Annotated in this window: 18 protein-coding genes and 1 tRNA gene; 10 read left to right on the top strand and 9 right to left on the bottom strand. The window is 42.0% G+C overall.

Annotated features, from left to right (window positions below):
* Window positions 1–9: 9 nt before the first annotated feature.
* The 3 genes from AABK37_RS14345 to AABK37_RS14335 all read right to left on the bottom strand — a co-directional run bounded on the left by AABK37_RS14345 (window position 10) and on the right by AABK37_RS14335 (window position 4,361).
* Window positions 10–2,040: a sensor histidine kinase gene (locus AABK37_RS14345; protein ID WP_432552236.1), complete on the bottom strand. Its 2,031-nt coding sequence runs from the start codon at window positions 2,038–2,040 to the stop codon at window positions 10–12.
* Window positions 2,027–2,440, bottom strand: coding sequence for a hypothetical protein (locus AABK37_RS14340; protein WP_432552235.1), 414 nt, complete (start codon window positions 2,438–2,440; stop codon window positions 2,027–2,029). The genes AABK37_RS14345 and AABK37_RS14340 overlap by 14 nt, the downstream gene beginning before the upstream one ends.
* A gap of 190 nt (window positions 2,441–2,630) precedes the next feature.
* A complete protein-coding gene (locus AABK37_RS14335; RefSeq protein ID WP_432552234.1) occupies window positions 2,631–4,361 on the bottom strand; it encodes a S8 family peptidase in 1,731 nt (576 codons plus the stop codon).
* 591 nt (window positions 4,362–4,952) lie between these two features.
* Here AABK37_RS14335 and AABK37_RS14330 point away from each other — a divergent pair.
* Both AABK37_RS14330 and AABK37_RS14325 read left to right on the top strand, forming a co-directional pair.
* Entirely contained in the window at window positions 4,953–5,093 is a 141-nt protein-coding gene (locus tag AABK37_RS14330) for a histidine kinase (RefSeq protein ID WP_432552233.1), read from the top strand.
* Window positions 5,094–5,154: 61 nt separating this feature from the next.
* Window positions 5,155–6,615: a glycoside hydrolase family 13 protein gene (locus tag AABK37_RS14325; protein WP_432552232.1), complete on the top strand. Its 1,461-nt coding sequence runs from the start codon at window positions 5,155–5,157 to the stop codon at window positions 6,613–6,615.
* Here the strand turns inward: AABK37_RS14325 and AABK37_RS14320 are convergent.
* The 3 genes from AABK37_RS14320 to AABK37_RS14310 form a co-directional block, all read right to left on the bottom strand.
* Window positions 6,612–6,797, bottom strand: a complete 186-nt coding sequence (locus AABK37_RS14320; RefSeq protein ID WP_432552231.1) for a hypothetical protein — start codon at window positions 6,795–6,797, stop codon at window positions 6,612–6,614. The two genes, AABK37_RS14325 and AABK37_RS14320, sit on opposite strands and share 4 nt — an antisense overlap.
* A gap of 18 nt (window positions 6,798–6,815) precedes the next feature.
* Entirely contained in the window at window positions 6,816–7,115 is a 300-nt protein-coding gene (locus tag AABK37_RS14315) for a hypothetical protein (RefSeq protein WP_432552230.1), read from the bottom strand.
* Window positions 7,116–7,495: 380 nt separating this feature from the next.
* Window positions 7,496–7,918 (bottom strand): fasciclin domain-containing protein, encoded by a 423-nt coding sequence (locus AABK37_RS14310; protein ID WP_432552229.1) that lies wholly within the window; start codon window positions 7,916–7,918, stop codon window positions 7,496–7,498.
* Between the two features lie 133 nt (window positions 7,919–8,051).
* Here AABK37_RS14310 and AABK37_RS14305 point away from each other — a divergent pair, with 133 nt between their 5' ends.
* The 5 genes from AABK37_RS14305 to AABK37_RS14285 all read left to right on the top strand — a co-directional run bounded on the left by AABK37_RS14305 (window position 8,052) and on the right by AABK37_RS14285 (window position 11,258).
* Window positions 8,052–8,288: a DNA-directed RNA polymerase subunit omega gene (locus AABK37_RS14305; RefSeq protein ID WP_039741965.1), complete on the top strand. Its 237-nt coding sequence runs from the start codon at window positions 8,052–8,054 to the stop codon at window positions 8,286–8,288.
* Between the two features lie 141 nt (window positions 8,289–8,429).
* Window positions 8,430–8,930, top strand: a complete 501-nt coding sequence (locus tag AABK37_RS14300) for a hypothetical protein (protein WP_432552228.1) — start codon at window positions 8,430–8,432, stop codon at window positions 8,928–8,930.
* Window positions 8,931–9,002: 72 nt separating this feature from the next.
* Window positions 9,003–9,374 (top strand): DUF1818 family protein, encoded by a 372-nt coding sequence (locus tag AABK37_RS14295; RefSeq protein ID WP_432552227.1) that lies wholly within the window; start codon window positions 9,003–9,005, stop codon window positions 9,372–9,374.
* Between the two features lie 107 nt (window positions 9,375–9,481).
* Window positions 9,482–9,555 (top strand) — tRNA-Pro (locus tag AABK37_RS14290).
* A gap of 92 nt (window positions 9,556–9,647) precedes the next feature.
* Window positions 9,648–11,258, top strand: coding sequence for a metallophosphoesterase family protein (locus AABK37_RS14285; RefSeq protein WP_432552226.1), 1,611 nt, complete (start codon window positions 9,648–9,650; stop codon window positions 11,256–11,258).
* 8 nt (window positions 11,259–11,266) lie between these two features.
* Here AABK37_RS14285 and AABK37_RS14280 read toward each other — a convergent pair whose 3' ends face one another.
* Window positions 11,267–11,944 (bottom strand): Uma2 family endonuclease, encoded by a 678-nt coding sequence (locus tag AABK37_RS14280; protein ID WP_432552225.1) that lies wholly within the window; start codon window positions 11,942–11,944, stop codon window positions 11,267–11,269.
* Window positions 11,945–12,462: 518 nt separating this feature from the next.
* Here AABK37_RS14280 and AABK37_RS14275 point away from each other — a divergent pair.
* Window positions 12,463–12,783 carry a hypothetical protein gene (locus AABK37_RS14275; protein ID WP_432552224.1) on the top strand — a complete coding sequence of 107 codons (321 nt, stop codon included), beginning with the start codon at window positions 12,463–12,465 and terminating at the stop codon, window positions 12,781–12,783.
* Window positions 12,784–13,095: 312 nt separating this feature from the next.
* Here the strand turns inward: AABK37_RS14275 and AABK37_RS14270 are convergent, their stop codons facing one another.
* Window positions 13,096–13,305, bottom strand: coding sequence for a hypothetical protein (locus AABK37_RS14270; protein ID WP_432552223.1), 210 nt, complete (start codon window positions 13,303–13,305; stop codon window positions 13,096–13,098).
* Window positions 13,306–13,339: 34 nt separating this feature from the next.
* Between AABK37_RS14270 and AABK37_RS14265 the strand changes: the two genes are divergently transcribed.
* Window positions 13,340–13,657 (top strand): hypothetical protein, encoded by a 318-nt coding sequence (locus tag AABK37_RS14265; protein ID WP_432552222.1) that lies wholly within the window; start codon window positions 13,340–13,342, stop codon window positions 13,655–13,657.
* Here AABK37_RS14265 and AABK37_RS14260 read toward each other — a convergent pair.
* The gene (locus AABK37_RS14260) at window positions 13,654–13,857 is read right to left on the bottom strand and encodes a hypothetical protein (RefSeq protein WP_432552221.1); all 204 of its coding nucleotides are present in this window, start codon (window positions 13,855–13,857) and stop codon (window positions 13,654–13,656) included. The genes AABK37_RS14265 and AABK37_RS14260 overlap by 4 nt on opposite strands.
* 124 nt (window positions 13,858–13,981) lie before the next feature.
* On the opposite strand from AABK37_RS14260, the gene AABK37_RS14255 reads away from it, so the two are divergent.
* The gene (locus AABK37_RS14255) at window positions 13,982–14,371 is read left to right on the top strand and encodes a hypothetical protein (protein ID WP_432552220.1); all 390 of its coding nucleotides are present in this window, start codon (window positions 13,982–13,984) and stop codon (window positions 14,369–14,371) included.
* The last annotated feature ends 12 nt before the right edge of the window (window positions 14,372–14,383 follow it).

The raw sequence follows: 14,383 nt of genomic DNA, 5'->3' as shown, positions 1-14,383 counted from the left end.
GAGGTTTCCTTATTCGTGTGTTTGGCTAGGATTAGAACAACAGAACCAAGCCAACAAAGTGACGTAAAGCTTTAAGGAAATTGGCTGGCGTTGGAACATTTGGTAAATTTGCTCGGCTGATGTAATGTCAACCTCCAGACTGTGGTGTGAAAGTCGCTGGATCAATTGAGTATGGCGGATCAGCAGGTCAGTCGGTTTGAGCATTGGTATTGTTGATGAAATGAAGTTATCGGCATCGGTTGTGGAAGTTGGCTTTGCTGAAGTGCAACTCTGCTCTTGTGCAGCGTCCACCACTGGACAATTCACTGGAATCTGAATCCAGAACTCTGTTCCTTCACCCGGTTGAGAACGACACTTGAGAATTCCTCGGTGTCTGTCCACAACAATTTGGTAGCTGATTGCCATGCCTAACCCAGTTCCCTTGCCAACGTCTTTCGTGGTGAAGAAGGGATCGTAAATGCGTCGGATTACCTCCTCCTTCATACCCAGACCGTTGTCGGCAATTTGAATCACCACCCACTGGTTATCCAGGACTGCGGTGCGAATAGTAATTTGGGGTTTAGTCAAAATGAGCCAGTCACCTGCGGGGGTTGCCCCCGTTGAGTGAACTGGCGTTCCATAGTTTATAGTTGATAGTTCAGGGCTTTTGACTGTTGACTGTTGACTATTGACCATTGACTCCTCTAAAGCATCAATGGCATTTGCCAGGATGTTCATAAACACCTGATTCAACTGTCCGGGGTAGCACTCAATTAAGGGAAGTTTTGCATAGTCTTTAACGATTTCAATTTCTGGACGGTGAGTAGACGCTTTCAGACGATGGTGAAGAATCATCAGCGTCCCGTCGATGCCATCGTGGATGTTGACGGCTTTCATTTCGGCTTCGTCATGGCGGGAGAAGTTTTTCAGGGATTGCACAATTTCTACAATGCGACCGGTGCCCAGCTTCATCGAATCCAGCAGTTTGGGGAGATCCTCCATGATAAATTCCAGGTCGATATTGTCTAACTCTAATTCCAGGTCTGGCGGAGCAACAGGTAAAAATTTCTGATACTCTTGCAGCACGTGCAACAAGTCTTTAGCATACTCGGCAACATATCTTAAATTGCCGCAAATAAAGTTAACTGGGTTGTTGATTTCGTGGGCAACTCCGGCAATGAGTTGCCCTAAACTCGACATTTTCTCGCTTTGAATTAACTGGGTTTGTGCTAGTTGCAACTCATGGAGAGCTTGCTGAAGTTTCTCTGTCTGGGCTTTTGCCTGGATGGCTGCTTGAGTGCTTTGCTCGTAAAGTAAAGCCTTTTCAATGGCGATCGCACTTTGAGAGGCAAAGATACTCACGAGCTTGAGATGTTCAGCTTTGTATGAGTCAGTTTTGTCCGCTCCAATGGCGATCGCTCCCAGTACCCGCTCCTTTGCTCGCAACGGTACACAAATCAAAGCGCTAACGTTTTTCTGCCCGCGCGATCGAGGATCGGCTTGGACATCATTAATAAGTTCTGCCCGGTTGGATTGCACAATGTTGCCAATAATTCCCTTGCCCGGTTTCGGCTGACTGTCGTGAAAAAACACTCCAAATTCGGCAATGATTTCAAACGCAGTTGCATCTGGACTCAACAGTAGAATCATCCCCGCAGAGGATTCAACCAATTGACTTAATTCCTGAAGCACTAGTTGGGCAATTTGTCGCGTATTCAAACTTGTTGTCAGTTGAGTCGAGATATCCTCAAACAAATCAATTTCCTGGTATCGCTCCAGCAATTCTTTGGCGAGTACCTTCTTATCAGCTTCCTGTTTCGCCACAAATGAAAGCAAAGTCGCCAGTGAAATTGCTTGTTGCTCTCCAACAACCCAACCGATAATTTCTCCTGACACCTCGATTGGATATCGGTTTTTTGCAGTTTGCTTTCCAATGCTCATGAGTTTTGTGCCGTCTACCAGTTCAACATCAATAGCAATGTTGAACTGGTGTACTAAGTCCTGAAGCAAAGACAGCAACTCTTTTTTGTTAAAAATCTTTTTAAGGCTAATTGTGGACATCAAACACCTCATTTAGAGCAAGTTGCAAATTTCCAGCAATTAAACCGACCGAGTTATTAATTACATGTGCCACCCCTACCACTAAGTTTCCCGGTGACATTTTCTTACTTTGTAGCAGTTGCAGTTGTGCCTGTTGATCAAGCCGTGCATTTTTTAGAGAAATAGCCGCTTGAACACAGAACAGCTTGAGGATTTCGATGCGTAAGCTTTGCCCCTCGCAGACATCGCGTGTAGATGCTTCCGTAGATTGTTTAATGACAACGGCAAATAGGTCAGGATAAATTAAGGTTCGACCCCCTGAGTAAATCTCTTCGGTGATGTGATAGCCGGAAATTTGAACATTTGCCTCAACGTAGCTATCTGTTCGCGTCGCATCTCCAGAAAAGAAAAAAATTGCCATAACAATCTAGGAATCTAACAAAGAGTAATAAGACTAGTTTTCCCAGAAAGATTGGCAAAATAACGGCATTGATCGGAAATAGGTATAAAAACTTCAGGGATTCTTCCAACCCTTTTAGGTAATCACGTAAAAAGGGCAGACTTTTAGTCTACCCTTGTACCAACTCGATTTACTCTGCTTCTATGCCTGTTTAAAGATTTTTGGCATCAATCAATCCAAAGCCCCATTTACTATCAAACGTTCCGGCTGCTTTTTTGGGGATAGAACTATGTTTGCGTAACAATTCTTTAACACCAGCTGGGTCAAGTTTGGGGTTACGTTGCAACAATAGTGCCACCAAGCCAGTAACAAAAGGTGTCGCCATACTAGTGCCAGCGGAAACCACAAACTTAGAATTAATCATCGCCGATCGCCCGAAACCTTGAGCAGTAGATGAAAGTGTAGAAACAATCATCGCTCCTGGTGCTGCGACATCCGGCTTTTTGGCATCATTTCGCAGCGGACCTTCACTGCTAAAATCAGAGATATCACGCAATTCCAAGCCCACTTCTTGAGGTTTGGCATCAATATCTGTATATTTCACTTTCGTAGTGTAAGAAGCCACCGTAACTGCACTCTTGCAAGCTCCTGGGGAACCAATTTTCACAGCATCTTGCACGCTTTTACCGGTGAAGAATACCGCCGAGCTATCGTCTAGCGTCCACACATCCAAACGTGTTTCACTCGAACCGGTGTTACGTATCCGTAACTGCCAAATGCCGCCCATAACTGGCATTGTACCATTACCCCGAATTTGCACAAAGAAATTATGGTCGCCATTTATCGGATCGGGTCCTGGTGTGGCTATTTGCACCCGTGCATCTGGCAGTTGGTAATCTTGGGTGGGATTGTCTTTGGTAATAATTTTTTGGAAGGGAGTGACAAAACCGTTAGGACTCCGCACAGATACTTCTAACTTACCTTTGCCAGAATACCAACCGTTTAACCAAACAATGCCTACTTGATTTTGAGGAACATTAAAGCGGATAGTAGACATGCTACTGGTAGAGACTTTCGCTTGAGCATGAATGTTGTCGTTACCCTCATTACCTGCGGCACAGCATACAATTCTTCCAGGACCAGTTTCCGCATCAATGATTTTTGATAACGAATCGCTGCCATCATGAGCATCAGCGTGTCCACCCAAGCTCAAATTTACTACTGCTGGGCGTTTTAGTTCACTGGCAACGCGGAAAATGTAACGAACTGCATCGGCAATGTGAGCATCTTGTAAATCGCTTTTGACGATGACTAATTCTGCTTTTGGTGCGACACCGCTATAAGTGTTGTCAGCAGACGAGGCAATGCCGGCAACGTGAGTGCCGTGTCCTTCTATATCCTGGGAAATTGTCAGTTGGTCTTTGCTTAATTCTGCCCCGTAAGCGCCCTCTTTGACACCGGGACCGGGTAGAGTTTGATCCCAAATGCGTAAAATTCGACCTTTAAAAGCAGGGTGCTTCGGATCGATACCGGTATCTACTACACCGATAACGACTTTTTCTCCTGTGAGTCCGCTTTTGTTTTGAAACTCTGACACATGTACGTCTTTTTTCGCGACATCCATCCGCAGATGCATTTTGCGTGATGGCTTGATGCGATGGACTACAGCTTCTTCAGATAAAGGGTCTAAACTACTCAGGGGTAAATAAGCTGTGCGGACACTTCCGGTGTTTTGGTTGACTTCGATACCTTGTTGTAGAAGGTGTCTTAGGTCAGCGTCTTCGTCGCAGTAAATAAAAACGATGCTCTTGGTTTGCTGCATAGCGCTTCTGGATGCCATGATACCAAGCGATCGCGTCTGTGGAGTTAAAGCTTGCACTCCTTCGCGTTGGTAGTCTTCATACGCTAACAGCAGACCAGGTGAAAGTTTTTGGTGTCTCATTTTTACCTCAAATTCTGTTGAATTCCTGTAAGCAAAGTATTGATTTTAGCAGCATCAGCATCAAGCGCATTAATTCACACATTTCTTTTTTTGGCGCTTTAATTTCTAGTTGTCACTATAGTCATCTATAGTTTTTATAGACAACATTAAAAAATTTACAAGTTGCAAAACTTATAACTCTGCGCTTTCTTATTACTCGCTGCAAGCATATACTCTGCTTCATGAATAATCTCTCCATGCAAGTGTTTTGGCGTGGTTTGGCGAAAATTTTTCGATTCTCTATCTGCCATAATTACCAAATCATGCCATTAATAATTGTAATCAGCAAAAAAATGCTGCTTATTGATTCACCCCCAGTCTTAGAGATTACGGAAAAACTTAAATCAAGAAAAATCAAAAATTATTAAGCAAGAAAATACAAAAACTATTAGTAAAAATTAATACATAGTTTTTTGTGGAACAAGGAAAATTAAAGTGATATAATTTACGATACTTTTTACGTAGGGTGCGTTAGAGCGTTCCGCCTAACACACCCTACATCTATTCCCCATTCCCCATTGCCCAGAAAGAATAGGGAGTAGGGAGTAGGGAGTGGGGGAGTGGGGAAGTGGGGGACAAGTAGGGGTGGGGTTCCCCCACCCAATGCCCAATGCCCAATGCCCAATGCCCAATGCCCAATGCCCAATGCCCATTGCCCATTGCCCATTCCCCAGCAATAATTATCTATCATAAGTGTGAGTTACAAATATGTAAGTATTTGTAACGATGTCTGTGAAGGTATATTGAGCGATTCATGGATATTCAAACACCAGACTGGGTTAAACATGCAGTTTTCTACCAAATTTTTCCAGATCGCTTTGCGATAAGTAAACAGCCACGCAAACGGCTTTTGCATGAAGCACGTTGGGAAGATTGGGAAGCAATGCCTACACTCCAAGGTTACAAAGGGGGGGATTTGTGGGGTATTATAGAGCAACTGGACTATATACAAAATTTGGGCATTAACGCTATTTACTTTACGCCCATATTTCAATCGGCTAGCAATCACCGCTATCATACCCACGATTATTATCAGGTAGATCCGATGCTGGGGGGCAATACGGCTTTTAAGGAATTGCTAGACGCAGCGCACGATCGCAATATCAAAGTTGTTTTGGATGGAGTTTTCAATCACTCGAGTCGCGGCTTTTTCTTTTTCCACGACGTTTTAGAAAATGGTCCTCATTCGCCTTGGGTAAATTGGTTTAAAATTGAAGACTGGCCCGTTTCGCCTTACAACGGTGAGTATCCGGCAAATTATGAAGGTTGGGGCGGAAATCGAGCCTTGCCAGTATTTAACCACGATAACCCGGAAGTTCGGGAATATATCATGGAAATTGCCGAATATTGGATTAAATTAGGCGTTGACGGATGGCGGTTAGATGTGCCGTTTGAAATAAAAACTCCTGGTTTTTGGCAAGAATTTCGCGATCGCGTTAAAGCGATCAATCCCGAAGCATATATAGTCGGGGAAGTTTGGGGAGATTCCCGCGAGTGGTTGGATGGTACGCAATTTGACGGAGTGATGAATTACTTGTTTGCCGGACCGACGATCGCTTTTGCCGCAGGCGATCGTGTAGACTTAGAACAAGTGCAAAGTCGCGACTACAAACCCTATCCACCCTTATTTGCGGCTGAGTACGCTGAAAAAATCCAAGAATTATTGGAACTTTATCCTTGGGAAATTCAACTAACTCAACTAAATTTGCTTGCGAGTCACGATACAGCAAGATTGATGTCAATTGCTGGTGGTGATGTTGCGAGTGTAGATTTAGCAACTTTACTAGTATTAACCTTTCCCGGTGCGCCCAGCATTTACTATGGTGATGAAGTTGGTTTACTTGGTGCGATCGATCCTGACTCGCGTCGTGGATTTCCTTTAGAAGCTAAATGGAATCGCGAAATCCTCAATACTCACCGTCAGTTAATTGCTTTACGCCATTCTTACCCATGTTTGCGTACAGGTGATTACCGAGTCTTGTACGCTCAAGGAGCACTTTACATCTTTGCGCGAACTTTGGGAACCGAGGAATTAATAATTGCAGTTAACGTTGGTACTGCGGAAGCAAAAGCCAATTTAGAATCTGTAAATCTGCAATCTCAACCGGACAAACTTTTATTTGGCACCGCTGAAGTTGAGTGGACTAATGAGGGAGATAAGCAACTTTCTTTGACTCTTCCTCCACGCAATGCCTGCATTTTGGGTGTAGGTTAAACAATAAATAAAGATGGTAGGCAATGCCCACCATCTTTATTTAGTAATAGGTAATGGGTAATAGTTGCTAATGGGGCATGGGGCATTGGGCATCGGGCATGGGGGATGGAAAGAATCCTATTTATTCGTCCATCACGAAAAGCCGCTTTTTTAATTCCCAATGCCCAATGCCCCCTTCGCAATGCCCATTACCTGTATATCTAACCTAATGAACTACCTGCTTGTTTCAGCAGAGAACCTAACTCTTCAGCTTGCGCGTTACCAGCACCAGCAGATGAAGTTTTTTCACCAAGGCTCTTTAACAGCTGACTTAGTGAGTCAGGAGTAGCGCTACTATTTAATAGAGCCGTTTTGAGTTGAGCTAAAGCGCTAGCAATTTCCGGTGCAGCATCCTTAAGTTCATTTTCCCAGCTTTCAATGTTGCTTACCGCTGCATCAGCTGGAATAGAAGTTATACCACTCTTTAAGGCTGAGATAGTTGCATTTAAATCGGCTGCCATGAGTAGATTCTCCATTAGTTAATTTACGGTATTTGTTTGTAAAAAAATGCATAGCAGTTGACAGCGCAGATTACTGCTTTTTGAGCTGCTTTAATGTCTTAGTTAGGAAGATGCCATGTAATCTTGACAACCTTCATCTAAAGACCAAGCTTTATAAGCAGTATCTGCAATGCGAACTCATGAATTTTTATAACAAACAGCATTGATAGTATTAATTTTTGTGAGCTAATTACATCTATCTTTGGGATAATTTTTGGTATTAATTGATACAATTTATTTTAAAATTACCGCAAAAAACGCAGAAACCCGGTTTCTTACAGAAACCGGGTTTGTGAGGGCAAGTAATTTTTATAACTACATTCCTTGCCAGAGCAAACATTTTAGGAACCAGCAACCATAGCAGGCATTAACACTTGGTCAATAACATGAATTACGCCATTATCGGTGATAATGTCAGTTTTCAGGACATTGGCATCATTGACTTTTATTTTGCCGTCAGCAGACTCGATCGCCAAAACAGAACCCTCAACCGTCTCTGCTTCTTCAATTTGCGCTAAGTCGTCAGACCTAACATCGCCAAAACTGACATGATACGCGACAATCTTTTTTAGCTTGGGGATATCTTGCAGCAACGCATCTAAAGTTCCTTCGGGTAGCTTGGCAAAAGCTTCATCAGTCGGTGCAAAGACTGTATAGGAACCAGGAGTATTGAGAATTTCTTCATCGAGTTTGGTAGCTTTAACGGCTTTAATGAGGGTGTTGAAGTTTCCGGCTTGGACAGCAGTTTCCACAAGATTAGCCATGCGATCGCTTTGATTAATTAATTTGGTGTTACAAACTACTTATAAATAGACAATCATCCTATTAACCTCTATCAACAGAGCAGTATATCTATCAGTGCTGCTAAACTGGGGAAGACCCCAAGAACCACCGACTATGCTAAAGCGTTCTAAATTCGAGACAACTCAGTCCCAAATTATGCACCGTGCTGAGGATCTAATTAGTGCAGCTTCAAATCGCTACCGCATCACGGTTCAGGTGGCAAATCGTGCCAAACGCCGGCGTTATGAAGACTTTGAAAATAATGAAGATATAATGATGAAGCCAGTACTTCGGGCAATTATCGAGATGTCTGATGAACTTACTCAGCCAGAAATTATTGGCGAATTATGAAGGGACTAGGGACTAGGGATTAGGGACTGGGGACTAGGACTAATTATGTACCCTTTATAAACGGTGGCGTACTTACTGTGAAACTTCAATGCTCTATATTACCGCTCTTTCTTTAATAAAAAACGCCTCCAGAAAGGTAGGATGAGCAAAAAATCATCGTTCATTCAACCGTACTTGCAAGCACTCACTGCCTTAATGGTAGTGAGTTTGCTTGTTTTCGGTTCGGGACAGGGCATAATTCACACAAATTTACTTAATATCCAACCCGCTATAGCCCAAAGAATTAGTCCGGGTGAAGTTTGGCAAAAAGTATATCAGCAATTGCCCGACTTTCCACGAGAAAATAAATACATCAGCAAAGAATCTGGCAAAGTTGCCGAAAACAATACTCTAGCAAGTCGCTTGCTCAGGTATCATGTTTATGTAAAAGAACGTGCGCCAAATTATCGATTAGATTGGAAGTTAACTTTGGCTGATTACCTCGGTGCAAATGAAGTTATGTATGTGACGACGTATCCCGGTAATGATACTTTACGGCAAAATCCTTTAGAAGGCGACAAAGCAGCCATTTCCCGTCTTAACATTAGTCAGCGAAACGCCTTAGTGCAAGTCTTAGTCAACATCTTTACCCCCAGGAATTAGGGACGCTTGGGCTAGAGATTAGGGACTAGAAAAAGAATTATTATATTATTTATACCCAATGCCCAATGCCCTATGCCCCATGCCCAATTAATAAAAAGTGGATCTGATTGGCGTATTGGCTGGAATCCTAATGCACCTGAATTTAAAGGTTTGGTGGGTACAGATGATTGGGCGATCGAGTTAACCGAAGCCGAATTAAATGACTTTTGTCGGTTACTAGCGCAGCTAGCAGACACGATGAAGCAATTAGCTGGCGAATTGATGGATGAAGAGAAAATCGCCTGCGAAGCCGAAAGCGATTTATTATGGATGGAAGTTGAAGGCTATCCCGACGCCTACAGCTTGCGCTTTATCCTCAATACAGGGCGTTGTGTAGAAGGTAAATGGAATGCTGACGCTGTTGCTGGCTTGCAGCAAGCCGCTGCAACGCTGAAAGTATTTTGAATCAATTCGTTATTGTTTTTCTTTATAACTTATGCTATAATGGCAAAGTTAAGTTGATTGATTTTAGATTCAAAATTGGATAAATCTAAAATCCAAAATCAAATTAACGGGGCGTAGCGCAGCTTGGTAGCGCGCCACTTTGGGGTAGTGGAGGTCGTGGGTTCGAATCCCGCCGCTCCGATTGATAAAGTAAATATTTACAAAGCAGTGTAAGCTGTAGTGTGGGCAATGTCCTAGCTACAGTTTTTTAGTAATTCCCAATCCCAAATCGGTATGACATCTGCACCCCAGCTACTAACCGATCCGTTTCTACAACTACCTACTGAAACTTCAGTACGAGTTGTTTGGTTTACCGAGTTTGCCGGTCAACACACAGTCACCTATGGCGAAAATTTCGATAAAATAGTTGTTGCTACCACAACTAAACTCAGTCGCACGCGGGAAGACCAAAACTCGCAAGTAGCAAATCAAACTGAATATCAACAACCTGTCAAACGCGATATTTGGCGACATGAAGCTGAGGTTACTGGTTTAACTTGCGGTGTACGGATTCCTTACCGCGTCACGAGTGTGCGGGAAGATGGCGAAAGCGTTAGCAGCGATGTATTTACTCTTGCACCTTCGCCAAAACCAGGTACACCTCTGAAAATTTTACTTACTTCCGACCATCAAATCAAGCCGATGGTAGCGGCAAATCTGCAAAAGATGGTGGAGACGGTTGGACGAGTGGATGCAGTTTGGTTTGCAGGTGATTTGGTAAATGTAAGCGATCGCGCTAGCGAATGGTTTGATGATAATCGCGGTGGTGCTTTCTTTCCGTGTTTGCAAGGTCGTGCTAATTATAAAATAGATAATACATCCTACACTGGCGGGCAAATAATTCAACATACACCAATGTTTACTTGCATTGGTAATCATGAAATTATGGGACGTGCCAGAACAGAAAGTTTAAATGATGAATTTGATGATACGATTCCCCGTACAGTAGCCCAAAAGTTGTATGGGGAATCTCTGAAAGATAATTCTTTTAACACCGATACTTACGAAGAGATTTTCACCCTACCGCAAAGTATAGAAGGTGGCAAAACTTATTATGCAACTAGCTTTGGTGATGTGCGTTTGGTAGTACTTTACGCGACGAATATGTGGCGATTTCCTAACATGGATGCAGACGCAAAAGGTAGGTATCGGGAACGAGATGCTGATTTAAAAACAAGTGAAAATTGGGGTTACGGACAGCATATTTATGAGGCGATCGCTAAAAATAGCAAGCAATATAATTGGCTAGTGCAAGAACTAAATAGTCCTGAGTTTAAACAAGCAAAATACAAAGTTGTCATGTTGCATCATCCACCTCATTCTTTGGGTGGTAACGTTGTTCCTGCATATACCGATCCAGTGCAGATAATTGAACGCGATGAAGATGCTAATATTAAAGCAGTGCGTTATGAATATCCCAAAAATGCAGATTATATTATTCGGGATATTATACCCTTACTAGAAGCGGCGAAAGTGCAATTTGTATTTTATGGGCATTCGCATTTGTGGAACCGCTTTGTTAGTCAATCGGGAATGCACTTTTTGGAAACATCTAATGTTGGTAATTCTTACGGTGCCCACTGGGGTGAAAACAAGCGAAAAGTGCCAATTGGATATCAAGAAGATTATGCGGAAGTTGGCGATCCAAATGATTTAGAACCAATTATACCCTCGATTGCCCCACTGTTAGGTGAAAATGGTAAACCTTTGCCGTATATTGCTAGTAATGACATCACTGTTTTTAGCATTTTCGACACGGGAACGGGGACAATTAGCAGCTATCGTTTTGATATTCGCAAACCGAATTCGCAAATTGTAAAGTTTGATGAATTTAAGTTGAAATAGTTGCTTATTTAGTCTAAGTCAATGCCAAGCGATTTTAATCTTTCAGCCAAATGTTCAGCGCGTTGTCGTTCTTGTTCTAACTCTAATTGTGCCTGTAATGCAGCTTCTTGGGGTGTTGGCACTAAACTACCTTCACCGGTAAAGTAGCGCAGTTTGCCGGAGTCGAGACCCAAATACAAGCTTAACTCCTGACTCCAGCGCCAACCATTGTTATTGGCAGTAATTTCTTTATATTCACTTCCAACTAGTCTAAATCCTGCAAATTCTAACGTGTCAGGTGAAAAGTAGAAATATTCTGGTGTGTGGAAAGAGTTTTGATACAGGTTTTTTTTCAAATTACGGTCTGTGTCGGCAGTGCTAGTCGATAATAATTCGATAATCAAATTGGGATATTTGCCGTCTTCTTCCCAAACTACCCAAGAGTTGCGGGGACGCTTTTGAGTTTGTTTGACTAAGAAAAAATCGGGACCGCGAAAATCACGATTTCGCAGTTGTTGGCGACTAAAATAAATGGTAAGATTAGCACCGATGAAATAATCATTTTTGTCGCGCCACAGCCAATCTAAGCAAGTGACAAGCAGCAATAGCTGCATATAGTGGAGGGAACTTTCCATTTCCGGCTCATCGCTGTATAACTGACTTGCGTCAGGCATCATTGCTTCTAGTTGCTGTGCAGTTAATACCATTTGGCGCTCATCTCACAACATTTATGGGGCTAGTTTATATTATCATTGCACATAAGCGCATTGCTGTGCTGTAACGTTGCTTGTATGCATTCACCTCAAAAGCGATCGCAATTGCTTTTGAGGAATGCGATCGCTTAATATCAAATAAGGTCAAGCCTGGATTAAAGTTCCCACAATGCCTATTTTCCAACTTAACCAAGATAAGCTAACTGATATCACCGATTTGAAAAAGCTTTTGATACAAATCAAATATTAAAAGAAATTTATAAGTTAGTAAGACTTTTAAATAATATACCTCAAATTTGCTTTTACCCCGCAGGCGCGGTTTGTTTGTGTAGTCGAGTTCTGTTTTCTTAAAAGACTTACCAATTTATCAACTTTCATAAATCTATCCTTAGATAAGAAAAATAATGAGAATTGTAAAGTGATATTACAAAGCTTGCAAAAATATTTAGAAATCGTCAAGTATCCAAACATGGCTCTAACGTAGAACCTAGTAGGAGAAACTGGAGGCAATTATGGTGAACATAAATAATATTCAAAAGTATCGGTTTGTCTGTACCCTGACCTTTGGCGATATCTACGGGCAAATAATTGTTTGGTTAATCACCATCACTATTAGTTTAGCTGCTGCCTTGGCGCTGATGGGTGCCAGACGACCCGTTTATGCTTTAGCTACAGTTGGACTTGTTGTTTTGCTATCGTTGCCTTTCTTGCTTTTTGCCTTCGTGACTACATTGTTAAATCATATTGAATTGTCTCCTGTAGACGCAGGAACAAAAATGGAACCAATACCCGGTAACGTTTCCCAGCAACAACCTGTAGAAGCAACCAGCTGAGAATAAGTTAGAAGTTAGGAGAACGGAGTAGGAGGAGCGTTTATAACTCCTAACTCCTAACTCCTCACCTTTAATCCAAATAATCTCCCTGTCGATTGGCAGGGAATTTTTTTTGATGTCCTTAGAACAGCAGTTCTTTTTGCAGTTGGGGGGTTGATTATGATTCCTAAATCATAGGAGTATTTTTTTATTTATTGTTTATATATTAATACCAAATAAATTGGTAATAAATAATTCTTAAGGTTGGTATTTTTTCATTATAGTTGGTACTTGGTAGGTAAATAATGGTGGTAGTACCTTGTGTAAATTACTTTAAGTAATTTCATCACCACTACCCTCTAATTCGCTCAAAGCCTTAGCTATAGCCTGTCTACAGAATTCTGGATAGTTATCGAGAGATTTTACTTTCGCTTCTACTTCCTCTGTCACCCTAAAGGCTAACCTCCCTGTTAGTGGTTTATCTCTATCAGTTTTAAATCCATGTCCTTTTAAACTTTCAGGATTCCCTTTAGGGTTAGGCATTAATTAAGAAATATGAAGAAAATTTGAAACGTTAGTGAACATACGTATAGAGTCTTTAATTGGTAGGGGAATACTTTGGACGGTTCTCCCCTACCAATATCCATTAACAACAATCAACGGACATTATCATTTTATGTTCACTCGAAGCGAATTGGAAATTAAAACCCTTGGGGAACTTAAGGGACTGTGCAAGCAGTACGGACTTAAGCCACTGGGCAACCCTGCTTATAAAACTGCTTGGATTGACGCTTTGTTGACCTTTGCGGCTATTGCCTTGCGTCAGATGAAGGAAGGGGAAGGACTGACAAGAATGATATTTATTGGCTATAGTGTTTTGTGTAAATTACTTTAAGTAATTTCATCCTCACTACTCTCTAGTTCGCTCAGAGCTTTATAGATAGCCTGTCTACAGAATTCTCGATAATCATCTATTGTTTTAAGACGCGCCATTACTGACTCAGGAATTCTTATTGTCAGTTGCGCTTTAAGCGGTTCATCTCTAGTTGTGGTAAATGGTTGCAGATTGTCTGGGTTCCCCTTGGGGTTAGGCATTGATTAAGAAATATAAATATATATTGATTAACGCGAGTTCGCGTGAATTAATTATTAATTGGCAGGGGAATACTTTGCACGGTTCTCCCCTACCAATATCCACCTTTTTAAAATGGACAATTCCATGTTTACACGTTCTGAATTGGAAATCAAAACTTTAGGGGAACTTAAGGGACTGTGCAAGCAGTACGGACTTAAGCCACTGGGCAACCCTGCTTATAAAACTGCTTGGATTGACGCTTTGTTGACCTTTGCGGCTATTGCCTTGCGTCAGATGAAGGAAGGGGAAGGACTGACAAGAATGACCTTTAAAGGTTATCAGGATTTAGGGCAAGCGTTAGATCAGATGGGACAACCTACAGATCAGCAAGCTGCATTAATTAAAGCAACGATGCAAGCAAAGCGTTTAGAGTATCCCCATCGCTACGACCAAGAAGCACTGCTTAACTTGCATAAAGCTAAGATACACTTAGCACAAGCGCTTGACTTGTTGAACATTTATGTATTGGTGTAATCTCAAGTAGTC

The organism is Tolypothrix sp. VBCCA 56010, from assembly GCF_050875635.1.
Taxonomy (GTDB): Bacteria; Cyanobacteriota; Cyanobacteriia; order Cyanobacteriales; family Nostocaceae; genus Hassallia.
This window is presented reverse-complemented; position numbering and strand designations above follow the sequence as displayed.